Source organism: Streptomyces sp. NBC_01275 (assembly GCF_026340655.1).
GTDB lineage: Bacteria > Actinomycetota > Actinomycetes > Streptomycetales > Streptomycetaceae > Streptomyces.
The window spans coordinates 8,833,674-8,856,187 of record NZ_JAPEOZ010000001.1 but is presented as its reverse complement, the minus strand read 5'-3'; the positions used below and the strand labels follow the sequence as shown (position 1 = coordinate 8,856,187).

Here is a 22,514-nt window from a genome sequence, read left to right as displayed (position 1 = left end):
GCCCCTCACTTCAGCAGGCGGGACATCCTGCGGTCCGCGAGCGGCTTGCCGCCCGTCTGGCAGGTGGGGCAGTACTGCAGCGAGGAGTCGCTGAAGGAGACCTCGCGGACGGTGTCGCCGCAGACCGGGCAGGGTTCGCCGGTGCGGCCGTGGACGCGCAGACCGCTCTTCTTCTCGGCCTTCAGTCGGCCGGCGGCCAGGCCGCGGGAGCGTTCCACCGCCTCGGTGAGCGTCGTGCGCAGGGCCGTGTAGAGGGTGTGGGTCTCGTCCGGGGTCAGGGTGGCGGCGAGTTTGAAGGGGGACATCCGGGCCGCGTGCAGGATCTCGTCGCTGTAGGCGTTGCCGACGCCGGCGAGGAGGCTCTGGTCGCGCAGGGCGCCCTTGAGCTGCCGCCGTTCGCCCGCGAGGAGTGCGGCGAGGCGGGGCTCGTCGAAGTCGGCGGCGAGCGGGTCGGGGCCGAGGCGGGCCACCCCGGGGACGTCGTGCGGGTCGCGGACCACGTACACCGCGAGGCGCTTCTGGGTGCCGGCCTCGGTGAGGTCGAAGCCCTCGCCCGTCTCCAGGGCGACCCGCAGGGCAAGGGGGCCCTTGCCGGGGCGGGGCGGGCCATCGGGGAGACGGTCCTTCCAGTGCAGCCAGCCCGCGCGGGCCAGGTGGGTGACGAGGTGGAGGCCGTCGCCGGTCTCCAGGTCGAGGAACTTGCCGTGCCGGTGCACCGCGCCGACCCGGTGGCCCTCGACCGCGGTGACGGGAGGGTCGTACGTCTTCAGGACGCTGATCGCGACCGGCAGGACGCGGACGATCTCGTGGCCGACGAGACGCTCGGTCAGGAAGTCCTTGAGCGCTTCGACCTCAGGAAGTTCCGGCATACGTCCAGGGTGCCATCCGGGGCGGACAGCGCCTCGCGGTGTCAGGCCTCCTCGGGGACCAGGAACTCGCACCACACGCACTTGCCGCCGCCCCGCGCCTCCACGCCCCACCCGTCCGCGAGCAGGTCGACCAGGAGCAGGCCCCGCCCGGACACGCCCGACTCCCCCGCCTCGCGGCGGCGCGGCAGGGCGCTGGAGGAGTCCTCGACCTCGACGCGCAGCCGGCGGTCGGTTCCGGTGAGGACCCGCAGGGTGACGATCGCGGCGCCCTCGGTGTGCATCAGGGCGTTGGTGATGAGTTCGTCGGCGACCAGCTCGATCTCGTCGGCCCGGTCGCTCGGGCCCCAGGCGCGGACGGCGGCGCCGGTCATGTGCCGGGCCTCGGCGAGGGCCTCCGGGTCACCCGGCGCTACATGCTGCTGGAGCCGGCCCCCGGCCTGCGCGGTGTCCGGGCCGCGCCGGCGCAGCAGCAGGAGCGCCACGTCGTCGTCCCCTCCGCGGTCCTCGGCGACGTCGATCAGCAGGTCGGCGAGTTCGCGGACGTCCTCGGGGCCCGAGGCGATCAGGGCGGTGAGGGCGTCGAGGCCGTCGTCGAGGTCGGCGCCGGGCTGTTCGACCAGGCCGTCGGTGCACAGCAGCAGGGTGTGGCCGGGGTCGAGCTCGATGGTGCCGACGGGGTAGTCGAGGCTGCCGAACTCGGCGGACAGGCCCAGCGGCAGTCCGCCCGGCACGGGGGCGCGCCGGCAGACGCCGTCGGGGGCGCGCAGCAGCGGGTCGATGTGCCCGGCGCGGACGGCCTGGACGACGCCGGTGGACAGGTCGGCCTCCGCGTACAGGCAGGTGGCGAAGCGGTCGGTGTCGAGCTCGTGCAGGAAGACGGAGGCCCGGGCCATCACCGTGGCCGGCGGGTGGCCCTCGGCCGCGTAGGCGCGCAGGACGATGCGGAGCTGGCCCATGACGGCGGCGGCGTGCGTGTCGTGGCCCTGGACGTCCCCGATGACGGCGCCGACACGGCCGCCGGGCAGCGGGATGAGGTCGTACCAGTCGCCGCCGATGTCCCGGCCGTGGGTGCCGCCGATGGTGGCGGCGCGGTAGCGGACGGCGACGTCGGCGCCGGGCACGCTGGGGATGGTGCGGGGCAGCATGGCCTGCTGGAGGCCCTCGGCGATGTCCTTCTCCTGCTCGTAGAACATGGCCCGCTGCAGGCTCTGCGCGATGCTGCTGCCGAGGGCGACGAGGATGTTGCGCTCCTCGGGGGTGAAGCCGCGCCGGTCGCTGTAGAGCAGGCCCATCGCGCCGATCGGACGGGCCTGCACGATCAGCGGCAGATAGGCCGCGGAGGTGATCTTCAGGTCGGTGATGTGCGGCCACAGCATGGGGTAGCCGCCGGCGAACTCCTCCGGCGACTCGATGAAGCGGGGGGTGAGGGTGCGCACGACCTCGCTCATCGGGTACGGCTCGTCGATCCCGGTGACCAGGGTGCCGGGCACGAAGCTGCCCTCGGGCCCCTCGGCGATCAGCCGGATGCGGCCGGCCTCGACCAGGCCCATGACGAGGCTGGTCGCGCCCAGATGGGTGAGGCCGTGGGTGTCCTTCAGGACGTCGATGACGTCCTGCACGGTACGGGCGTGCGCCAGGGCGGCCGTGGTGAGCTGCACGACGCTGGTCTGCTCGCGCCGGGCGTCGTCGAGGGCGGCCTCGGTGCGGCGGGCGGCGAGGTCGTCGAGCTCCTCGGTGGCGTCGCGGACGATGCCGATGATCCGGCGGGGGCGGCCGGTCGCGTCGCGCCGGATGTAGCCCTGGGTGTGGGTCCAGCGCAGGGTGCCCCCGCGCAGCCGCATGCGGAAGTAGGCGCCGTAGTTCTCGCTGCCGTCCTTGATGGCCTGCGCGACCAGGGCGTCCAGCCGGATGGCCTCGGCCTGCGGGACCCGCACGGAGAGGGTCCGGGGGTCGCCGTCGTACTCCTCGGGGCGCAGATCGAAGATCTCGTGCGCTCGGGCGTCCATGTGGAACAGCCCGGTGTCCAGGTCCCAGTCGAAGCCGCCCATGCGGTTGAGCACCAGGATCGGATCCGGGTGGGCGGGCCAGTCGTCCGGGAGGGACAGGGCGCTCGCTCCCCGTTCAGCCATGGGGCCACTTTGACAGCCTTTGTCCGATTCTTCGACCGGAGAAACCGTCGACCGGAGAAACCGGGCACGGAGCGTGACGGGAGTAAGAATAGGGAGAGTGGACTGGTTCACCGCGCCCGGGTACGGGCTGAGCCGGCTGGTCTTCCAGCGGGCGCTGGCCGGGGTGTACCTGGTCGCCTTCCTGACGGCCGCCCTGCAGTTCCGGGCGCTGCTCGGCGAGCGCGGGATGCTGCCGGTGCCGCGCTTCGTCGCACAGGCGCCGTTCCGGCGGGCCCCGAGCCTGTTCCAACTCCGCTACTCCGACCGTCTGTTCGCGCTCTGCGCATGGACGGGCTGCGCGGTGTCGGCGGCGCTGCTGGCGGGGCTGGACGGTCTGCTGCCGCTGGGGGCGGCCATGGCGGCGTGGCTGGCGCCGTGGGCGCTGTATCTGTCGATCGTCAACGTCGGTCAGACCTGGTACGCGTTCGGCTGGGAGTCCCTGCTGCTGGAGACCGGCTTCCTCGCGGTGTTCCTCGGCAACGACGAGGTGGCCCCGCCGGTCGTGGTGCTGTTCCTGGTGCGCTGGATCCTGTTCCGGGTGGAGTTCGGCGCGGGTCTGATCAAGATGCGGGGCGATCCCTGCTGGCGGAAGCTGACCTGTCTGGACCACCACCACGAGACGCAGCCGATGCCCGGCCCGCTGAGCTGGTTCTTCCACCGTCTGCCGAAGCCGCTGCACCGGGTGGAGGTCGCCGCCAACCACCTCACCCAACTCGTCGTGCCGTTCCTGCTGTTCACCCCGCAGCCGATCGCGACGGCGGCCGCCTCGCTGATGATCCTGACCCAGCTGTGGCTGGTGCTGTCGGGCAACTTCTCCTGGCTGAACTGGATCACCGTCGTGCTGGCCCTGTCCGCGCTCGACCTGCCCGCCCTCGGCCTGCCCGCCGGCCACCGGTCCGCCGCGGACGCCCCGCCGTGGTTCGAGGCGGTGGTCCTCGCCGCGGCCGCGCTCCTGCTCTTCCTCAGCCACCGCCCGGTGCGCAACATGCTCTCCCGCCGCCAGGTCATGAACCGCTCCTTCGACCCGCTCCATCTGGTCAACACCTACGGCGCGTTCGGCAGCGTGAGCCGGATCCGCTACGAGGTGGTGGTCGAGGGCACGCTCGACGACGTGCCGCGCGAGGAGTCCGACTGGCGGGAGTACGAGTTCCGGGGCAAGCCCGGCGATCCGCGGCGCTGGCCACGCCAGTTCGCCCCCTACCATCTGCGGCTGGACTGGATGATGTGGTTCGCGGCGCTCTCCCCCGCGTACGCCGAGCCGTGGTTCGGGGCCCTGGTGGAACGGCTGCTGGAGAACGACCGCGACACGCTGAGGCTGCTGCGCCGCTCTCCGTTCCCCGCCGACGCTCCGCCCCGCTACGTCCGCGCCCGTCTCTTCCGCTACCGGTTCACGACCTGGCGGGAGCTGCGGGAGACGGGCGCGTGCTGGGAGCGGACGTACGTGCGGGAGTATCTGCCGCCGACCCGGCTGGCGGGGGCGGCTCAGAGGCCGTAGGCGCCGAGGACGAAAACGGCTCAGAGGTCGTAGACGCGGACGGCGGTGGTCTCGAGGAGCTGGGCGTGGTCGTGCGGGTCGGTCAACCGGCGGGCGAGGTCGAGGACTTCGCCGTAGGACGCGGTCGGCGTGCACACCGGCCAGTCGGAGCCGAACATCAGCCGGGCCGGGCCGAAGGCCTCCAGCGCCGTGTCGACGTAGGGGCGCAGGTCGTCGACGGTCCAGGAGGCGGGGTCGGCCTCGGTGACCAGGCCGGAGAGCTTGGCGACGGTGTGGGGCAGGGCCGCGAGGGCCCGAAGGTCGGACGCCCAGGGCTCCAGCGCGCCGGAGGCGATGGGCGGCTTGCCCAAGTGATCGAGGACGAAGGTGAGTTGGGGCAGGGAGGAGGCCGCCTCGACGCAGGCAGGCAGCTGGTGGGGCTGCACGACCAGGTCGTAGACGAGCCCTGCGTCGGCGACGGCGGCGAGACCGCGCCGTACGTCGGCCCGCAGCAGCCATCGTGGGTCCGGCTCGCCCTGGACCTGGTGCCGGACGCCCTTGAGGTACCGGCCGCCGGGCAGCTCCCGCAGCCGGGCCAGTTCGTCGGCGACGTCCGGGCGGGTGAGGTCGGTCCAGCCGACGACGCCCGCGATCAGCTCGTGCCCGGCGGCCAGGGCGAGGAACTCGGGGGTCTCCTCGGGCACGGTGACCGTCTGGACGAGGACCGTGCGGTCGACTCCGGCGGCGCGGGCCTCGGGTGCGAGGTCCGCGACCGTGAAGTCGCGCCGCAGCGGGCTGCCTTCGTCGATCCAGTCCTGGTCCCGTACGGACAGGTCCCAGACGTGGTGGTGGGCGTCGACGGTCACGGCAGCTCCCAGACGACGGGCAGGCCGGCGTCGGCGCCTGCGCCCGAGTAGTCGTGCACGACGTCGAGGAGATCGGCCATCCGGGCCTGCCAGGCCACGTTGACCGGGAGTCGCTCCAACTCGGCGAGGAGACGGGCGTAGTCCTCGCACTCCAGGACGTGGAACAGGTCGGGGCCGCTGCGCCAGATCGTCCAGGAGGAGGCGCCGGCGGCGCGGATGGCGTCGGTGAGCTCCTGGGGTACCTCGCGGTGGGCGGCCTCGTAGGCGTCGATCCGGTCGGCGCGGACCCTGGTGTGCAGGGCGACTCTCATGACGGCTCTTCCCCGGGCAGAAGTCCGGCGTCCCTCAGCTCTTCCCAGAGCGCGGCGGGGACGGGGGCGGCGAACTGCTCGGCGCAGTCGACGACTTCCGCCGCCGAGCGGGCGCCGACCAGGACGCTCGCGACCGCCGGATGGGCGGCGCAGAAGGCCAGCGCGGCGGCGCGCAGGGTGACGCCGTGCCGGTCGGCGACCGCCTTCATGCGCAGGGCCGTCTCCAGCAGCTCGGGTGACGCCTGGGCGTAGTCGTACGTCGCTCCGGGCCTGGGGTCCGCCAGCAGACCCGAGTTGAAGGCGCCGCCGACGACCACCGAGACGCCCCGTTCGAGGGCCGCGGGCAGCAGCTCGGCGCGGGCGCGCTGGTCGAGCAGGGTGTAGCGGCCGGCGCAGAGCACCACGTCCACGTCGGTCTCGCGAACGAACCGGGTGAGCATCTCGGCCTGGTTCATGCCGGCGCCGATCGCGCCCACCACCCCCTCCGAGCGCAGCCGCTCCAGGGCGGGATAGCCCTCGCGGAAGGCCTGTTCGGCATGGTCGTCGGGGTCGTGGAGGTAGACGACGTCGACCCGGTCGAGGCCCAGGCGCTCCAGGCTCGCCTCCAGGGAGCGCCGTACGCCGTCGGCGCTGAAGTCCCACACCCGCCGGTGTGTGGCGGGCACCGCGAAGCCGTTGGCCAGGTCGTCGCCGGCCTGCGGGTCCACGGGTTCCAGAAGGCGGCCTGCCTTCGTGGACACCGTGTACTGCGCTCGCGGGTGTTCGCGCAGGGCCGCGCCGAGACGGCGTTCGGACAGCCCGAGGCCGTAGTGCGGGGCGGTGTCGAAGTAGCGCACGCCCGCTCGCCAGGCCGCGTCCACGGTGTCGTACGCCTGCTCGTCGGTGACCTCGGTGAACAGGTTGGCGAGGGGGGCCGCGCCGAGGCCGAGGCCGGTGACCTGGACGGCGCTGCGGCCGAGGGCGTTCACGATCCCGCCGGGCGCAGCCGCAGGCCCTGCATGCCGCCGTCGACGGCCAGGGAGGTGCCGGTGGTGGCCCCGGACAGGGGGCTCGCCAGGTAGGCGATGGCGCCCGCGACTTCGGCCGCGCTGACCAGTCGGCCGGTGGGCTGGCGGGCCTCCAGGGCGGCGCGTTCGGCGGCCGGGTCGGCGGCGGCGTCGAGCAGCCGGCCGACCCACGGGGTGTCCGCGGTGCCGGGGTTGACGCAGTTGACGCGGACGCCCTCGCGGAGGTGGTCGGCGGCCATGGCGAGGGTGAGGGAGTACACCGCGCCCTTGGTCGCGCTGTAGAGCGCGCGCTGCGGCAGGCCGGCGGTGGCCGCGATGGAGCAGGTGTTGACGATCGCCGCGTGGGAGGAGTTCCTGAGGTGCGGGAGGGCGGCGCGGGCCGTGCGGACCATGCCGACGACGTTGACGTCGAGGACCCGGTGCCATTCGGCGTCGTCGTTGTCCTCCACGGTGCCCTGGGCGCCGATGCCCGCGTTGTTGACCAGCACGTCCAGGCCGCCGAGGTCGGCTGCGGCGGCCGCGACCGCCGTCCGCACGGAGGCGTCGTCGCCGACGTCGGCGCGGTAGCCGAGGAGCGGCGTGTCCACGCCCGAGGGGTCCAGGTCCAGGACGGCGACCCGGGCGCCGCGCTCGGCCAGGAGCTGCGCCGTGGCCCGGCCGATGCCGGAGGCGCCGCCCGTCACCAGGGCCGTCAGCCCTTCGAAGTCGTTCACGCCGCCTTCTCCTTCCGGCCCGCGAGGTCGGCGGCCCAGAAGGCGCCGTCGGGGTAGGTGTAGCGCGCGATCGACTCGGGCCGCATGGCCGCCGAGAAGCCGGGCGCGGTGGGCGCCGTGTAGTGACCCTCGCGGATCACCACCGGGTCGAGGAAGTGGTCGTGCAGATGGTCGACGTACTCGATGACGCGGTCCTCGGTGGTGCCGGTGAGAGCGACGTAGTCGAACATCGACAGGTGCTGGACCAGTTCGCACAGGCCGACCCCGCCCGCGTGCGGGCAGACCGGGACGCCGAACTTGGCGGCGAGCAGCAGGATCGCGAGGTTCTCGTTGACGCCGCCGACCCGGGCCGCGTCCAGTTGGAGGACGTCGAGGGAGCCGGCCTGGAGGAGCTGCTTGAAGACGACCCGGTTCTGCACGTGCTCGCCGGTGGCCACCTTGACGGGGACGACGGCCCGGCGCACGGCCGCGTGGCCCAGGACGTCGTCGGGGCTGGTGGGCTCCTCGATCCAGTACGGGTCGAACTCGGCGAGGGCGCGGGTCCAGCGGATCGCCTCGTCGACGTCCCAGCGCTGGTTGGCGTCGACCGCGATCCGGATGTCGGGGCCGACCACGGCCCGGGCGACGCGGCAGCGCCGTACGTCGTCGGCGAGGTCCGCGCCGACCTTGAGCTTGATCTGCCGGAAGCCGTCGGCGACCGCCTCCACGGCGAGCCGGGTCAGCTTCTCGTCGTCGTAGCCGAGCCAGCCGGCGGACGTGGTGTAGGCGGGGTAGCCGCGCTCCAGCAGCCGGGCCGTGCGCTCCTGCGCGCCCTCCTTGCCGCGGCGCAGCAGGACGAGGGCCTCGTCGGGGGTGAGGGCGTCGGTGAGGTAGCGGAAGTCGATCTGGCGCACCAGCCACTCGGGGTCGGCGTCCGCGAGCAGCTGCCACAGCGGCTTCCCGGCGCGTTTGGCGGCGAGGTCCCAGGCGGCGTTGACGACCGCGCCGATCGCCATGTGCATCACGCCCTTCTCGGGGCCGAGCCAGCGCAGCTGGCTGTCGCCGATCAGGTCGCGGCTGAGCGTGCCCGGGTCCGCGCAGAGTTCCTCGACGGACCGGCCCACGACATGGCCGCGCAACGCCTCGATCGCGGCGACCTGCACCTCGTTGCCCCGGCCGATGGTGAAGGTGAACCCATGGCCCTCGAAGCCGTCGGCCGCGTCGGTGCGCAGCACGACATAGGCGGCCGAGTAGTCGGGGTCCGGGTTCATCGCGTCGGAGCCGTCCAGCTCGCGCGAGGTGGGGAAGCGGATGTCGTGGGTGTCGACCGCGGTGACGCGGGCGGGGGGCGGGGGCGCCATCGGCCGGCTCTCCTCATCTGGCGTGCTGCATCTGGCGTGCTGCTCGGCGGATCATCTGGACTTGCTACGGCTGCCTGCATATTTATCAGACCACTTCGCCCCCACAACAGCCCCCGGACCCGGATCAAGCCCATAATCGGCCCAAGTGGTCGGACCACCCGGGGTCGTCTCGGTGGCTAGACTGCGGCGCACCGGCGACAGGAGAGGGCCACGTGGAAGACACCCGGCGCAGCGGGACCGTCCCCAGGGGCACGCCCCCCAAGGGCGCGGTTCCCAAGGGCGCGGCCCCCAAGGGCACGGTGACGCAGCGCGCCATCGAGCGGATCAAGGCGATGATCGCCGAGGGGCTGCTGGAGCCGGGCCAGCGGCTGCCGACCGAGCGCGACCTCGCGGCGCAGATCGGCATCTCCCGCAGCTCGATGCGCGAGGCCATCCGCGCGCTCACGGTCCTCGGCGTGCTGGAGGCCCGGCACGGCTCGGGCATCTATGTGACCGCGCTGGAGGCGGGCGATCTGCTGGAGACGTTCGGCGTGGTGGCCGACCTCTCGCGCGGCCCGCGGCTGGTCGAGCTGCTCGAGGTGCGCCGGATCCTGGAGTCGACGGCGACGGCGCTGGCCGCCGCCCGCATCACCCCGGAACAACTGGCCGTAGTGGAGGGTCACCTGGCGGCGATGAACGCCACGGACGATCCGGAGGAGATCCTCGCCCACGACCTCGCCTTCCATCGCGCGATCGCGGCGGCGGCCGGCAACGACACGATGGCGGCGATCCTGGAGGGACTGTCCTCGCGCACCTTCCGCGCCCGCGTCTGGCGCGGCTACCGCGAGGAGGGCGCCTTCGCCCGCACCCGCCGCGAACACGCCGCGATCCACCGCGCCCTGGCCGCCCGCGACCCGGAGGCGGGACGGGCGGCGGCGGCCGCGCACGTGGGCGAGGTGGAGGAGTGGCTCCGGTCCCAGGTGAGCCCCTGAGCCGGCGTCCGTCGGCCGGACGGGGGCCCGGCTCTCGACGCGGGGTCCTCGGCGGGGCACAGTTCTCCCTATGTACTCGCCAGTAGCGCACGCACATCGAGGGAGCTGCCTGTGACCAGCTGGGTCGGCCGGACCGCCGTCGAGATCGCCGCCGCCGTGCGGGAGAAGCAGGTCACGCCGCGTGAGGTGGTGGCGGAGCATCTCGCGCGGATCGAGCGGCTGGACGGGCGGATCGGGGCGTTCCGCACGGTGCGGGCCGCGGCCGCGCTCGCCGAGGCGGACGAGGTGGCCGCCCGCGCGGATCTGGCCGAACTGCCGCTGGCCGGGGTGCCGGTGGCGGTCAAGGACAATCTGGCCGTGCGCGGCGAGTCCACCCGGGTCGGCTCGGCCGCGACCCCGGACACGCCCGCGGAGGCCGACCATGTGACGGTGGCCCGGCTGCGGGCGGCCGGTGCGGTGGTCGTGGGGCTGACGAACGTGCCGGAGCTGTGCGTGTTCGGCACCACCGAGGGCGTCCACGGCACCGCCCGCAATCCATGGGACACCTCGCGTACGGCGGGCGGCTCGTCCGGGGGCAGCGCGGCCGCGGTCGCCGCCGGGATGACGCCGATCGCGCTCGGCAACGACGGCATGGGCTCGCTGCGCATCCCGGCGGCCAACTGCGGCCTGGTCACCATCAAGCCGGGCCACGGGGTGGTGCCGGCCGGCATCGGGGACGGCGACTGGTTCGGGATGTCGGAGAACGGTCCGCTGGCGACGACGGTGGCGGACGCCCGGCTGATGCTGGCGGTCCTGGCGGACGCCGAGGCCCTGCCGGCCCTGGATCCCGGTGCGCTGAGGATCGCGGTGTCCCTGCGCAGCCCGCTGGCCGGCGTGACGGTCGCCAAGCCGTACGCGGGCGCGGCACAGGAGGCGGCCGGGGTGCTGATCCGGGCGGGCCATCAGGTACGGCGGGCCGAGCCGCCGTACCCGCTGTCGCTGGGGGTGACCTCGCTGACGCACTGGACGGCGGGCACGGCCGTGGACGCCGGGAGTCTGGATCCGCGGCTGCTGACCCGGCGCACCCGGGTGCACGCGGCGATCGGGCGGCGCTTCCTGAACAAGGTGCGCACCGGCTCGGCGCGGGAGGAGCTGCGACAGCGGCTGGAGCCGTTCTTCGCGGAGTACGACGTGCTGCTCACGCCGGCGCTGGCGCGGCGCTCGCCCGAGGCGGCGCCCTGGCACGAGCGGGGCTGGCTGCGCAACGTCCTGGCGAACACGAACTACTCGCCGCTGACCCCGCCGTGGAACCTCACCGGCTGGCCCGCGATGGCGGTCCCGTTCGGCACGCTGCCCTCGGGCGCCCCCACCTCCGTACAGCTGGTGGGGCGACCCGGCACGGAGGCCCAACTGCTGCGCCTGGCACAGCAGTTGGAGGAACTGCGCCCCTGGCGACGGACGGCGCCGCTCGACTGAGACACAGAGCGAGGGAGCCGGGGAGTCAGGGAGTCGGGAGGGGATCTGCATGGGCGTGGCGGGGGCACGCCCATGCGGTCGGGCGATCGCGAGCTGAAGGTCAGTCCACGCTGGGCAGGATGTGGGGCTCGGCGAGGTCGTCCTCATAGCCTGCCAGGCGGATCGGGGCGGACCGGGCCCACACGTCGAGGCTGCCGAGCTCGCCGGGCCTGCGGCCCGCACGCTCCGGGCGTTCCTTGGGGCGTTGCTCGCGATTCGTCTTCTCCGGTGTCACCGCGCACTCCTTATGTGTCGGGTCACCCTCGGGGCGTACCGGCCACTCTGCCGTACGGCACCTCGGCGCCCCCTCGGGTCTGGCTCAAGTCGGTCAGGACGCGGTGGCGCCGGCAACTCGGTGGAGAGCAGGCCGTTGTGAACCGGCTTGTCCCAGACGGACGGTGGGTGTGGGTGGCACTCCGTCGTGCTGTCCGTCGGCTACAGGGTAACCAAATGAGCAGGGGTCCGCTCGATAGGGCTGAAAATTTGGGGTAACCATGGCGCGTCACCCGCATGTCCCCGCAGGTGAATTGAACCCTTTTCCCCCCGAACGCACCTGTTGAGTTCACCCGTCCGGCCTACGCCGTCGGCCGCCGCCGACCCTCGTCGGGGGTCCGGCGCGCAGTTCAGGCGCTGTTCGTCCGGTCGCAAGGTGGCCATGCTCTGCTGGCGTTCCGCAACGGCTGTCTCGCGGGAGGACTGACGCATGGAGCTGCGCAGCGTCGAGGAGCTGATGGACCTGCTGCACGCCTGCCGGGGCGTGTGGGACGACCCGGGGCGCGCCGCGCCGGTGGTCGACCTGCACGACCATGCGCTGCAGACCGCCGCGCTGCTGCGCCGAAGTCGCCCCGCGGACAAGGAACTCCAGCTCACCGGGCTCGTCCATCCCATCGGACGCCTGCTGCGCCCCTCCGACCCCGCCGGACGGGCCGAGCGCGCCGCCGACGCCGTACGGCCGCTGCTCGGCGAGCGGGTCGCCGGGCTCGTCCGGCTGCACCCCTGGGAGGGCACGCCGTACGACGACGACCTGCTCCGCCTGCGCCAGGCCGACGAGGACGGCCGGGTCGCCGGGTGGGACGCGGGGGTGCTGGAGGACTGGCGGACGGTGCTGGAGCTGGTGGCGGCGCGGAACTCACGTCTCGGGGCTGTCGACTGACGCCCCGCCGTGAGACCGTACGCCGATGACGTCGTCGTACGGACTACGGGGCAGGGCCGTCGTCGTCACGGGGGCCACGCGGGGGATCGGGCTGGCGAGCGCGCGGGCGTTCGCGGAGGCCGGGGCGCTGGTGTGCGTGAGTGCGCGGGACGCCGACCAGGTACGGCGCGTCGCCGGTGAGCTGGGCGGGGTCGGGCTGGCCGGGAACGTGGGCGATCCCTCCCATGCGCGGGCGCTGACGGACCTGTGCCTGGAGACGTTCGGACGGCTGGACGTGCTGGTCAACAACGCGGCGACCAACCAGCCCTTCGGGCCGCTCATGGACGCCGACCCGGAGGTGTGGCGGGAGGCGTTCACGGTGAACGTCGAGGCGCCGCTGCGGCTGGTGCAGTACGCGTGGCGGGGGTGGATGCGCGAGCACGGCGGGGCCGTGGTCACCGTCTGCACGGAGGGGGCCGGTCATGTGGGCCCCGGAGTGGGGGCCTACGGCACCGGCAAGGCGGCCCTGCTGCACCTCACGCAGCAGCTCGCCGGCGAGCTGGGACCGGGCGTCCGGGTCAACTCCGTCTCCCCCGGCCTGGTACGGACCGAGATGGCACGGTTCGTCTGGGAACCGGGAGAGTCGGAGATCGCGGCAGGCCTGCCGCTGGGCCGGATCGGCGAGCCGCAGGACGTGGCGAGGGCGGTGCTGTGGCTGTGCTCCGACGAGGCGGAGTGGGTCACCGGAGCCGACCTCCTGGTGGACGGTGGTACCCGGGTGCGCGCGGCCCGCACCCGGGACGCCTACCACTTGCCCGGCGCGTAGTCCTTCAGGAAGACGCCGTACAGGTCCTCGCCCGCCTCGCCCCGCACCACCGGGTCGTAGACGCGGGCCGCCCCGTCGACCAGGTCGAGCGGCGCGTGGAAGCCCTCCTCGGCGAGGCGCAGCTTGTCGTGGTGCGGGCGCTCGTCGGTGATCCAGCCGGTGTCGACCGAGGTCATGAGGATGCCGTCGGTCTGGAACATCTCCTGGGCGCTGGTCCGCGTGACCATGTTCATCGCGGCCTTGGCGGCGTTGGTGTTCGGATGGCCCGCGCCCTTGTAGCCACGGCCGAAGACGCCCTCCATCGCCGAGACGTTCACGACGTACGCGCGCCCGCTCGCCGCCTGCCGGGCGGCGAGCGCCATGGCCGGGCGGAGCTTGCTGATCAGGATGAACGGCGCCGTGTAGTTGCACAGCTGGGTCTCGAGGAGCTCCACCGGGGAGATCTGCTCGATGGTCTGCACCCAGGTGTTGGTGTCGACGACGTCGGGGAGCAGACCGCCCGCGTCGATGGCGGTGCCGTCGAGATGCCGGGCGACGCTGGCGTTGCCCGCGACCAGGGCGAGGTCGGCGACCTGCTGCGCGTCCAGTGCGCTGGCGCCCAGGGGCAGCGCGGCGAGGCCGTCGACCGCCCCGGAGTTGAAGGCGCCGATGACGTGGTGGGCGGGCAGCTCGCCGGCGGGCAGCGGGGCGCTCTCGCCGGCGACCAGGGCTGCGTAGGCGGAGGGCAGCCGGCGTACGGTCTGCGTCGCGTTGTTGATCAGGATGTCGAGCGGGCCGGCTTCGGCGACCTGGTCGGCGAGGGCCACGACCTGCGCCGGGTCGCGCAGGTCGATGCCGACGACGTCCAGGCGGTGCATCCAGTCGGCGGAGTCGTCCATGGCCTTGAAACGGCGGATGGCGTCCTTGGGGAAGCGCGTGGTGATCGTGGTGTGCGCGCCGTCGCGCAGCAGCCGCAGGGCGATGTACATGCCGATCTTGGCGCGGCCGCCGGTGAGCAGGGCGCGCTTGCCGGCGAGGTCGGCGCGGGCGTCGCGGCGGGAGCGGTTCTCGGCGGCGCAGTCCTGGCAGAGCTGGTGGTAGAAGTAGTCGACCTCGGTGTAGCGCGCCTTGCAGGTGTAGCAGGAGCGGGGGCGCTGGAGTATCCCCGCGATCCGGCCCTCCTCCGTCACCGACGACGGCAGGATGCCCTCGGTCTCGTCGTCGATGCGCTGGGCGGAGCCGGTCGCGGTGGCCTCGGTGACCGCCTTGTCGTGGGCGGTCTTGGCGGCCCGGCGCTCCTGGCGGCGGCGCTGCTTCACGGTGCGGTAGACGCCGGCGGTGGCGCGGCGCACGGCGATCGCGTCCGGGTGGTCGACGTCGAGCTCGTCGAGTTCGGCGAGCACGGCGAGGCAGACGGCGAGCCGCTCCGGGTCGACGCCGGGTCCGTACACGACCTCGTCCACGGTCTCGTCCGTGATCGCCGAGCCGTCCTCTGTCACCGTCATCGCGCTGCCGCTTCCCTGATCACCCGTGCGGCGCTCCGACCGAGTCCGCCTTCGAACAGGGAATTTTACGGAGCGCCGGGCCCGTCCTCCAAACTCGTTCCCGTCAAGAGCCGCAGGCCGTGATGAGCGTCTCCACCTCGGCCGTCAGCGCTCGCGCGAAGCGGTCGAGATCGGGGACGGCCTCGGCGTCGGCGACGAGCCCGTAGTGGACGCGGCCCCGGTACGTCGAGATCGCGACCGCCAGGGAGTGGCCGCGGGCGAGCGGGGCATAGGGGAAGACCTCGGTCACCGGGTTGCCGCCGAGCTTCAGGCCGAAGCCGGGCAGGGGCACGCTGGTGACGAGGATGTCGAACCAGAGCCGGGCGGCCTGGCCGGCCAGCGGTCCGCCGAGGCGGTGGCCGAGGGCGGGGACATGGTCGGCGAGCAGGGCGACCGCGCCCGCGCCGCGGCCCGGTCCGGCGTCCTTGTTGCGGTCCATGGCGCTGCGCACGGACGCGAGGCGGCGCAGCGGGTCCGGGTCGTCCACCGGCAGCCGCATCAGGTATCCGGAGAGCCGGTTGCCCTGCGGGTGGGCGGCGCGCGGGCGGCGCTTGGAGACGGGGATGAGCGCGCGCGGCACGACGCCCTCGCTGCCGTCGCCGCGCTCGTCGAGCCAGCGGCGCAGCGCGCCGGCGACGACCGCGATCAGCACGTCGTTGACGGTGCCGCCGACGACCTTGCGGACGCGGTGCACGTCGTCGAGGTCGAGGACCACGCCGGCCGTGCGGCGGGTGCCGGTGGGGTCGGCGGTGAGCGCGGGGGTGGAGCGCATGCCCAGGGTGGACACGGCGACGGAGGCGCCGATGTCGAGGGCGCGGCCCAGGTCGGAGACGGCCCCGCGCAGCGCGTCGGGCAGCCTGCGGACGTCGGGGAGGAGACCGCGGGCCGGCTCGACGGGGCGGGGCCGGGGCGCGGGCAGGTCCAGGGGGTCGAGGACGGCCGCGGCCAGCGTCAGGGCGCGCAGGCCGTCGGCGAGGGCGTGGTGGAACTTGAAGAGCACGGCGAACGACACGCCGTCCTGACCGGGCAGGACATGGGCCTCCCAGGGCGGGCGGCCGCGCTCCAGCGGGCGCTCCATGAGCCGGCCGGCCTCGGCCTGGAAGTCGTCGGTCGGGGCGTGCAGCCGGACGTGGTGCAGCGGGTCGAACTCCGGGTCGGCCTCGCGCACCGCGCTGCCGAAGGAGAGGGGTCGCCACACGTCCCGGATCCGCATGCGCAGTCCGGGGACGGCGGCCGCCCGGGCGGCGAGCAGATCGGCCGCGTGGGCGGCCGCGGCGGGCGAGTGCGCCGAGAAGACCCCGAGCGCCGCGAGGTGCATCGGGTGCTCGGGGGACTCGATGTTCCAGAACGCAAGGTCGAGGGGTGCGAGCGGATCAGCAGACAAGGGCTTGCCTCGCGTCGACGACGGGTGAGGCCCCCAGTCAATCGCCCCCTGGCGATTACGGTCAAGTACGATCAAGCTACGCACAGTTAACTTCGGATTAAGTCCCCGGTTCGGCTCACCCTCCGTGGCCGGTCCAGGTCCGCCTGCGACCGACCGCCCTCAGGTGACCTGCTGACCCTTGCCCAGGGCGATCACGCCGCCCTTCGACACCGAGTACAGCTCCGCGTCCCGGTCCGGGTTCACGCCGATCGTGGCGCCCGGGGGCACCTCGACGTTCTTGTCCAGGACCGCGCCGCGCACGACCGCGCCGCGGCCTATGTGGACGTTGTCGTGCAGGATCGAGCCCTGCACCACCGCTCCCGGGTCGACCACCACCCCCGGCGACAGCACCGAGCGGGTCACCTGCCCGCGGATGAGACAGCCCGAGCTGATGATCGACTCGCTGGCCATGCCGCCGGCGTTGAAGCGGGCCGGGGAGAGCTGCTGGGAGTGGGTGTAGACCGGCCAGCTGCGGTTGTACAGGTTGAACGCGGGGCGCTCCGCGATGAGGTCCATGTGGGCGTCGTAGTACGCGTCGAGGCTGCCGACGTCCCGCCAGTAGCCCTGGTCGCGGGTGGTCTCGCCGGGGACGTGGTTGTCGCTGAAGTCGTACAGCTGGGCGTCGCCGCGCTGGGTGAGCTGAGGCAGGATCGAGCCGCCCATGTCATGGACGGAGGACTCGTCCTCGGCGTCCCGCTGGAGCGCCTCGATGAGGGCCTTGGTGGTGAAGATGTAGTTGCCCATCGAGGCGAACACGCGCTCCGGGTCGCCCGCGAGGCCCGGCGGGTCGGCGGGCTTCTCCAGGAAGCGCTCGACCGTCTGCCCGTCCGAGCCGGGGGTGATCACCCCGAAGGCGGAGGACTCCGCGCGCGGGACCCGGATGCCGGCCACCGTGACGCCCGCGCCGCTGTCGATGTGCTGGGCGAGCATCTGCCGCGGGTCCATGCGGTAGACGTGGTCGGCGCCGAACACGGCCACGTACTCGGGCCGCTCGTCGTAGACGAGGTTCAGCGACTGCAGGATGGCGTCGGCGCTGCCGAGGTACCAGCGCGGGCCGAGGCGCTGCTGGGCCGGGACCGGGGTGATGTAGTTGCCGAGCAGGCTGGACATCCGCCAGGTGGTGGTGATGTGCCGGTCCAGCGAGTGCGACTTGTACTGCGTCAGGACGCAGATGCGCAGGATGTCGGCGTTGACGAGGTTCGACAGCACGAAGTCGACCAGGCGGTACGTGCCGCCGAAGGTGACCGCTGGTTTCGCGCGGTCCGCGGTGAGCGGCATCAGGCGTTTGCCCTCTCCGCCCGCCAGCACGATTCCGAGCACCGAAGGCCCACCACGACGCATGGCCGCTCCCCTCACCCTGGTTGACCCATGCCTGCCCCTCACCGGGGATGTTAAGCCTGCTCCGGCCCGTCTATGCCTGTTTGAGGATCTCCTCGTACAGCCCGACCGTCCGCCGGGCGACCGCGTCCCAGCCGAACTCCCCCACCGCGCGCACCCGTCCGGCCTCCCCCATCCGGCGCGCCAGCTCCGGATCGCCGAGGACCGCGTCCAGCGCCCGCGCCAGGCTCGCCTCGAAGTCGTCGTCCACGGTGACGAGGCTGCCGGTCACGCCGTCCTCGACGACCTCCGGGATCCCGCCGACCCGGGAGGCCACGACGGGCGTGCCGCAGGCCATCGCCTCCAGGTTGACGATGCCGAGGGGTTCGTACACCGAGGGGCAGACGAACACCGCCGCGCGCGTGAGGAGCTGGATCACCTCGGGGCGGGGGAGCATCCGCGGGATCCAGTGCACCCCGTCGCGGGCGCGGCTCAGCTCGGCGAAGAGGTCGCGGAACTCCTGGTCGATCTCCGGGGTGTCGGGCGCGCCCGCGCACAGCACCACCTGCGCCGCCGGGTCGATGTCCCGTACGGCGCGCAGCAGATGCGGGACGCCCTTCTGACGTGTGATGCGGCCGACGAACAGCACGAACGGACGGTCGGGGTCCACGCCGATCCGGGCGAGGACGCCGGTGCCGTGGTCGGGCCGGTAGAGAGCGGTGTCGATGCCGTTGTGGACGACGTGGACCCGCTCCGGGGCCAGCGTCGGGTAGCAGTTCAGGATGTCCTCGCGCATCGCGCCGGAGACGGCGATCACCGCGTCGGCCGCCTCCACGGCGGTCCGCTCGGCCCAGCTGGACAGGGCGTATCCGCCGCCGAGCTGCTCGGCCTTCCAGGGGCGCAGCGGCTCCAGCGAGTGCGCGGTCATGACGTGCGGGACGCCGTACAGCTCCTTGGCGAGATGGCCGGCGAGGTTGGCGTACCAGGTGTGGGAGTGGACGAGTTCGCGGCCTTCGAGGGCGGCGGCCATCGCGAGGTCCACGGAGAAGGTGCGCAGCGCGTCGTTGGCGCCGTCGAGGGCCGACCAGGGGCGGTGGCGCAGGACGCCCTCCGCCCGCTCCCGCGAACTGATCTCCCCCCAGCAGTGCACGTCGAGGTCGACCAGCTCCCTCAGCTCCCGGGCCAGGAACTCGACATGGACGCCCGCTCCGCCGTACACATCCGGGGGATACTCCCGGGTCAGCAGTCCCACACGCACCCGGAACCCCCCATTCTCAGCGGCTTGTTCCTTCATGGTCACCCAGACGGGGCGCGCGGGGAAGAGCGCGGAGGTCGTGTGAAGCAACAGTCGCCGCAGACGCCTCCGCCGGGCGCCCGGTAGTACAGACAGCAGCTGCGGCGGCGGAACGCGGTCCCGGTGAGCGTGCCGGTGTCCGCGAGGAGGGGGTGGGCGAACAGCTCGGCGGTCAGGGCGCGGGTGCGGGCGGCGACCTCGGGGCGGGCGTGGGCGCGCGCCCACTGTTCCAGCTGGCGGGCGGCTCCGGCCAGCGCCGACGCGGCGTTGCCGCGCAGCAGGCCGGGGGCGACCGGGTGACGGGCGCGCAGGGCCGCGGAGAGGGGTTCCAGGTGGCCGTCCAGGACGGCGGCGGCCAGGGTCGCCGCGTCCCCGGGCCGGGCGCGGACCTCCGTCAGCCACAGGTCGTCGGGGGCGCCGCCGTCCGCGTCCCAGCGCAGGAGGCGTGGGTCGAGGTCGGGGATGCGGCCGTAGAGGACGGCGCAGCCCAGGGCCGCCGACCACAGGCGCGCCGCGAGCCCCTGCTGGGCGACGGAGGCCCCGATACGTTCCTCGGGGGCCCGCAGCGCCCGGACCACCTTGCGGACACGGAAAGTCAGCGAATCCCGGTAAACATCCGATGAAGCTGTTTCCGGGACTTTTGCATAGACCTGCGCGAGGGTCGGCAGGACCGGGGGCGGGTCTCCTGCCGTGCCTCGTAGCGTGCGCAGGACGAAGAAGCCGCCGAGCGGGCGGAGCGCGGCGAGATCGGGGTCGAGGTCCACGAAGTGCAGTAGTACCAAGGAGAGTCGGGGTCGGGGTCAGGGGGATCCCTGGTACGTCACCCACCTTGGGGAGGACGGTGGGCCCGTCGTACTCCATCGGCAGTAGGACTCATTGAGTGCTCAGGTACGACGACGGGAACAGATCCACAAGGCATCGTGTTGGTTATGAGAGCCGACCGTTCGCCGCGCCGGGCCCTGCGCCCCCGCCTCACGCAGAGGAGCAGCTGATGAGCGCCCTCGCGTTGTCCGTGGTCCTGTCGTTGATCTCCGCTGTCGCCTACGCGGGCGGGGCGATCGTGCAGGAGCGGGTGGCCGTGTCCTCCCCCGACGAGGAGTACGCGCCGCTGCGCCGGCCGAGCTGGTGGGCGGCGGTCGCGTTGAACGGCCTCGGCGGACTTCTTCACGTGGTGGCGCTTGCTTACGGTCCTCTCAGTCTGGTCCAGCCGCTGGGCGCGCTGACCATCGTGTTCGCGCTGCCGATGGCGGCGCTGTTCGTCGGCCGCAGGGCCGGGGCGACGGCCTGGCGGGGCGCGATCATGGCGACGGTGGGCCTGGCCGGTCTGCTGTCCCTGGTCGGCACGTCCGACGCGCAGTCGCTGAGCACCCCGCAGCGGATGGGCGCCGCCGTGGTCACGGCCGGCGCGGTGGTGGCCCTGATGGTCGCCGGACGGGCCGCGCACCGGCACCCGGCGGTGCGCAGCGTGCTGCTGGCGACCGCGTCCGGCATAGCCTTCGGCATGTCCTCGGTGTTCACCAAGACCGTCGCGGTCGACTGGACCGGCGGCGTCTCGGCGGCCGACGTGCCCTCCCTGGCCGTGATCGGCGTGCTGGCCACGGCCGGCATGCTGCTGTCGCAGGCCTCCTACCGAGGCGCGGGCCTGGCGGCGCCGCTGGCCACGCTGACGGTGGTCAACCCGGTCGTCGCGGCCGCGGTCGGCATCACGATGTTCGGCGAGACCTTCCGCTACGGCACCACGGGCACCGCGCTCGCCCTGAGCTGCGGTGTGGTGGCGGCGGGCGGCCTGATCCTGCTGACGACGGAGCGGCTTCAGAGCGCACCGGTGGAGCCCGGAAGGGCGGCGGCGCCGACAGAGGCTGCCCCGGCTCTGGCGAACAGTGCGGCATCGGCATCGGCATCGGCTACGGACGGGCAGAACGGTCGAGGCGGCCAGGACGGCCCGTTCGGTGAATCGCAGCGCGAGTTCGCGCTGGAGATCCCGCAGCAGCCGCTCACCTCACGGCTGGAGGGGGCGCTGCTGGAAGAGGTGCGGAAGGCGCAGACACGGAAGGCGGCGACACGGGAGGCGGAAGCGCGGGAGGACGTGCCCGTGGCGGCCGTGGCCGGCCGCGTGTCGGCTCCGGGCGGCGAGGCCCCTTACGAGGAGCCCTACGGGGAGGAGCCGTCCGACCCGGACGAGCACGAACCGCTGCCGTTCTTCCACCGTCCCGTCTACGGCGGCCCCTACGTCCCGATGCCGCTCGTCGACCGGCATCGGGTGCGAATCAAATCTTGACGCCCCCGGCCCGCAGATAGGCCAGCGGGTCCACGTCCGTTCCGAAGCCGGGTCCCGTCCGCACCTCGAAGTGCAGATGCGGGCCCGTGCTGTTTCCCGTGGAGCCGGAGCGGCCGATGCGCTGGCCGCCGCTCACCGACTGTCCGTCCCGTACGGAGATCGCCGACAGGTGCGCGTACTGCGTGTAGCGGCCGTCGGAGTGTCTGACGACCACCTGGTAGCCGAAGGAGCCGCCCCAGCCCGCGCTCACCACCTGGCCCGCTCCGACCGCCTTCACGGACGTTCCGGTGGGCACCGGGAAGTCGACGCCGGTGTGGTAGCCCTTCGACCAGGAGGAGCCCGTCGCGTGGTACGCGGTGCCGGTGGAGGCGTTGACGGGGGCGACCAGAGAATGGCCGGTCGTCGCCTTGTCGTCCTTCTTCTTGCTCTGCTCGGTGGTGCTGGGACTCTGCGGGGCGGTGGTCGTGCCGGACGCCCGGGCGCTCAGGCTCAGCCGCTGGCCCGGCAGGATCAGGTCGGGGTCGGCCCCGATGGCCTTGCGGTTCGCCGCGTACAGCCGCTGCCAGCCGCCCTTGACGTGCTGGTCGTCGGCGATCCCGGAGAGGGTGTCGCCGTGGACGACCGTGTACATCTCGGCGGTCCCCGCCCGCGACTGGGGCGTGCTCTGGGGCTGCACGTCCTGGAGGGACGTCTTGGCGGACTTCGTGGACGCGGTCGACTCGGCCGCCTTGGCGGACGGCGACGCCTGGGTGGAGGCGCCGCTCGGGTGGATGTCCGGGGCGTCGCCGCCCCGGGTGAGTCCGGCCCGCGCCGAGCACACCGGCCAGGCGCCGGGCCCCTGGCCCTCCAGCACCTTCTCCGCCACGGCGATCTGCTGGTCCTTGGTGGCCAGGTCGGCGCGCTGCGCGTACTGCTTGCCGCCGTAGGCCTCCCAGGTGGACTGGGTGAACTGCAGGCCGCCGTAGAAGCCGTTGCCGGTGTTGATGTGCCAGTTGTCGGTGGACTCGCACGCGGCGACCTTGTTCCAGGTGTCCACGTCGGCCGCGTGCGCGGTGCCGGTGCCCAGGAGCGGGATCGCCAGGCCGGCGCCGCCCGCCGTGACGGTGAGCGAGGCCCGGTTGATCCTGTTCGGCTGATACCGGCGGTGCCGACCGCGTACGGCCATGGAGATCCCCCTCGACATGCGTCAGGAGGGGCAAAAGTAAGGGCTGCTAACAGGCCATGACAAGACCGCAACCGGCCGCTTCCGCTCCAACACGACGCCGGGCAGCGCCGGTTGTTCCCCGGCGTCGGCCGGGACCTGCCCCGGTGGGCCTTCTCCTGCGCATCCGGCGCCTGGTGGTGGGCGGCACTCCGGCGGCGCCCACCGTTCTCCTCTCCTCGGGCCGCTGTGTCGCCGTCAGGTCAGAGGCGGGCCCGGCTCCGGGTTCGGTGAGGGGTCCGGGCCGGGTGGGATCGGGGACGGGGAGGGGTCCGGGACGGGGCGCGGTCCCGGGGGCGGCGATGGG

General features: G+C 73.2%; 20 protein-coding genes. 6 read left to right on the top strand and 14 right to left on the bottom strand.

Translation table 11 applies throughout. The features are described 5' to 3' along the window. Positions 1 to 5 precede the first annotated feature (5 nt). Positions 6 to 869 carry an Fpg/Nei family DNA glycosylase gene (locus OG562_RS38880; protein ID WP_266406381.1) on the bottom strand — a complete coding sequence of 288 codons (864 nt, stop codon included), beginning with the start codon at positions 867 to 869 and terminating at the stop codon, positions 6 to 8. 41 nt (positions 870 to 910) lie between these two features. Next, a complete protein-coding gene (locus tag OG562_RS38875) occupies positions 911 to 2,998 on the bottom strand; it encodes a SpoIIE family protein phosphatase (RefSeq protein WP_266406380.1) in 2,088 nt (695 codons plus the stop codon). A gap of 97 nt (positions 2,999 to 3,095) precedes the next feature. Here OG562_RS38875 and OG562_RS38870 point away from each other — a divergent pair, with 97 nt between their 5' ends. Beyond that, complete coding sequence (locus OG562_RS38870; protein WP_266406379.1) at positions 3,096 to 4,532, top strand: lipase maturation factor family protein; 1,437 nt, start codon at positions 3,096 to 3,098, stop codon at positions 4,530 to 4,532. 20 nt (positions 4,533 to 4,552) lie between these two features. Here the strand turns inward: OG562_RS38870 and OG562_RS38865 are convergent, their stop codons facing one another. The 5 genes from OG562_RS38865 to OG562_RS38845 are packed head-to-tail and all read right to left on the bottom strand — an operon-like array spanning position 4,553 to position 8,748. Next, the gene (locus OG562_RS38865; protein ID WP_266406378.1) at positions 4,553 to 5,377 is read right to left on the bottom strand and encodes an amidohydrolase; all 825 of its coding nucleotides are present in this window, start codon (positions 5,375 to 5,377) and stop codon (positions 4,553 to 4,555) included. Further along, positions 5,374 to 5,688: an L-rhamnose mutarotase gene (locus OG562_RS38860; protein ID WP_266406376.1), complete on the bottom strand. Its 315-nt coding sequence runs from the start codon at positions 5,686 to 5,688 to the stop codon at positions 5,374 to 5,376. The genes OG562_RS38865 and OG562_RS38860 overlap by 4 nt, the downstream gene beginning before the upstream one ends. Beyond that, on the bottom strand, positions 5,685 to 6,656 hold the full coding sequence (locus OG562_RS38855; protein WP_266406374.1) for an aldo/keto reductase: 972 nt from the start codon (positions 6,654 to 6,656) through the stop codon (positions 5,685 to 5,687). Before OG562_RS38855 ends, OG562_RS38860 begins: the two co-directional genes overlap by 4 nt. Beyond that, the gene (locus tag OG562_RS38850) at positions 6,653 to 7,408 is read right to left on the bottom strand and encodes an SDR family NAD(P)-dependent oxidoreductase (protein WP_266406372.1); all 756 of its coding nucleotides are present in this window, start codon (positions 7,406 to 7,408) and stop codon (positions 6,653 to 6,655) included. The genes OG562_RS38855 and OG562_RS38850 overlap by 4 nt, the downstream gene beginning before the upstream one ends. After that, positions 7,405 to 8,748, bottom strand: a complete 1,344-nt coding sequence (locus OG562_RS38845; protein ID WP_266406371.1) for an L-fuconate dehydratase — start codon at positions 8,746 to 8,748, stop codon at positions 7,405 to 7,407. The genes OG562_RS38850 and OG562_RS38845 overlap by 4 nt, the downstream gene beginning before the upstream one ends. 299 nt (positions 8,749 to 9,047) lie before the next feature. Here OG562_RS38845 and OG562_RS38840 point away from each other — a divergent pair, with 299 nt between their 5' ends. Together OG562_RS38840 and OG562_RS38835 are read left to right on the top strand one after the other, a co-directional pair. Further along, positions 9,048 to 9,719: a FadR/GntR family transcriptional regulator gene (locus tag OG562_RS38840; protein WP_266409763.1), complete on the top strand. Its 672-nt coding sequence runs from the start codon at positions 9,048 to 9,050 to the stop codon at positions 9,717 to 9,719. Positions 9,720 to 9,830: 111 nt separating this feature from the next. Next, positions 9,831 to 11,174, top strand: a complete 1,344-nt coding sequence (locus tag OG562_RS38835; RefSeq protein ID WP_266406369.1) for an amidase — start codon at positions 9,831 to 9,833, stop codon at positions 11,172 to 11,174. Positions 11,175 to 11,274: 100 nt separating this feature from the next. On the opposite strand, the gene OG562_RS38830 is transcribed toward OG562_RS38835, so the two are convergent. Continuing rightward, positions 11,275 to 11,448 carry a hypothetical protein gene (locus OG562_RS38830; RefSeq protein ID WP_184826938.1) on the bottom strand — a complete coding sequence of 58 codons (174 nt, stop codon included), beginning with the start codon at positions 11,446 to 11,448 and terminating at the stop codon, positions 11,275 to 11,277. 468 nt (positions 11,449 to 11,916) lie between these two features. Here OG562_RS38830 and OG562_RS38825 point away from each other — a divergent pair, with 468 nt between their 5' ends. Then, complete coding sequence (locus tag OG562_RS38825; protein ID WP_266406366.1) at positions 11,917 to 12,366, top strand: inositol oxygenase family protein; 450 nt, start codon at positions 11,917 to 11,919, stop codon at positions 12,364 to 12,366. Positions 12,367 to 12,391: 25 nt separating this feature from the next. Continuing rightward, positions 12,392 to 13,171, top strand: a complete 780-nt coding sequence (locus OG562_RS38820) for an SDR family oxidoreductase (RefSeq protein ID WP_266406365.1) — start codon at positions 12,392 to 12,394, stop codon at positions 13,169 to 13,171. Here OG562_RS38820 and OG562_RS38815 read toward each other — a convergent pair. From OG562_RS38815 to OG562_RS38795, 5 genes are all read right to left on the bottom strand, one after another. Next, positions 13,150 to 14,655 (bottom strand): SDR family NAD(P)-dependent oxidoreductase, encoded by a 1,506-nt coding sequence (locus OG562_RS38815; protein ID WP_266406364.1) that lies wholly within the window; start codon positions 14,653 to 14,655, stop codon positions 13,150 to 13,152. The genes OG562_RS38820 and OG562_RS38815 overlap by 22 nt on opposite strands. A 103-nt stretch (positions 14,656 to 14,758) precedes the next feature. Continuing rightward, on the bottom strand, positions 14,759 to 16,078 hold the full coding sequence (locus tag OG562_RS38810; protein ID WP_266406362.1) for a wax ester/triacylglycerol synthase family O-acyltransferase: 1,320 nt from the start codon (positions 16,076 to 16,078) through the stop codon (positions 14,759 to 14,761). A gap of 159 nt (positions 16,079 to 16,237) precedes the next feature. After that, the gene (gene glgC / locus OG562_RS38805) at positions 16,238 to 17,458 is read right to left on the bottom strand and encodes a glucose-1-phosphate adenylyltransferase (protein WP_266406360.1); all 1,221 of its coding nucleotides are present in this window, start codon (positions 17,456 to 17,458) and stop codon (positions 16,238 to 16,240) included. Between the two features lie 70 nt (positions 17,459 to 17,528). Then, a complete protein-coding gene (gene glgA, locus OG562_RS38800; protein WP_266406358.1) occupies positions 17,529 to 18,692 on the bottom strand; it encodes a glycogen synthase in 1,164 nt (387 codons plus the stop codon). Between the two features lie 38 nt (positions 18,693 to 18,730). Continuing rightward, on the bottom strand, positions 18,731 to 19,492 hold the full coding sequence (locus OG562_RS38795; RefSeq protein ID WP_266406356.1) for a (2Fe-2S)-binding protein: 762 nt from the start codon (positions 19,490 to 19,492) through the stop codon (positions 18,731 to 18,733). A 227-nt stretch (positions 19,493 to 19,719) separates the two neighbouring features. Here OG562_RS38795 and OG562_RS38790 point away from each other — a divergent pair, with 227 nt between their 5' ends. Then, complete coding sequence (locus OG562_RS38790; protein ID WP_266406354.1) at positions 19,720 to 21,006, top strand: DMT family transporter; 1,287 nt, start codon at positions 19,720 to 19,722, stop codon at positions 21,004 to 21,006. Here OG562_RS38790 and OG562_RS38785 read toward each other — a convergent pair. Next, positions 20,996 to 22,171, bottom strand: coding sequence for a transglycosylase family protein (locus tag OG562_RS38785; RefSeq protein WP_266406352.1), 1,176 nt, complete (start codon positions 22,169 to 22,171; stop codon positions 20,996 to 20,998). The genes OG562_RS38790 and OG562_RS38785 overlap by 11 nt on opposite strands. Positions 22,172 to 22,514 lie beyond the last annotated feature (343 nt).

What these genes read in the sequence shown, in the direction of transcription:
- OG562_RS38785 (WP_266406352.1), bottom strand. Translation starts at nt 22,171, where the DNA reads ATGGCCGTACGCGGTCGGCACCGCCGGTATCAGCCGAACAGGATCAAC.
- OG562_RS38860 (WP_266406376.1), bottom strand. Translation starts at nt 5,688, where the DNA reads ATGAGAGTCGCCCTGCACACCAGGGTCCGCGCCGACCGGATCGACGCC.
- OG562_RS38820 (WP_266406365.1), top strand. Translation starts at nt 12,392, where the DNA reads ATGACGTCGTCGTACGGACTACGGGGCAGGGCCGTCGTCGTCACGGGG.
- OG562_RS38875 (WP_266406380.1), bottom strand. Translation starts at nt 2,998, where the DNA reads ATGGCTGAACGGGGAGCGAGCGCCCTGTCCCTCCCGGACGACTGGCCC.
- OG562_RS38880 (WP_266406381.1), bottom strand. Translation starts at nt 869, where the DNA reads ATGCCGGAACTTCCTGAGGTCGAAGCGCTCAAGGACTTCCTGACCGAG.
- OG562_RS38845 (WP_266406371.1), bottom strand. Translation starts at nt 8,748, where the DNA reads ATGGCGCCCCCGCCCCCCGCCCGCGTCACCGCGGTCGACACCCACGAC.
- OG562_RS38815 (WP_266406364.1), bottom strand. Translation starts at nt 14,655, where the DNA reads ATGACGGTGACAGAGGACGGCTCGGCGATCACGGACGAGACCGTGGAC.
- OG562_RS38825 (WP_266406366.1), top strand. Translation starts at nt 11,917, where the DNA reads ATGGAGCTGCGCAGCGTCGAGGAGCTGATGGACCTGCTGCACGCCTGC.
- OG562_RS38790 (WP_266406354.1), top strand. Translation starts at nt 19,720, where the DNA reads ATGAGCGCCCTCGCGTTGTCCGTGGTCCTGTCGTTGATCTCCGCTGTC.
- glgC (WP_266406360.1), bottom strand. Translation starts at nt 17,458, where the DNA reads ATGCGTCGTGGTGGGCCTTCGGTGCTCGGAATCGTGCTGGCGGGCGGA.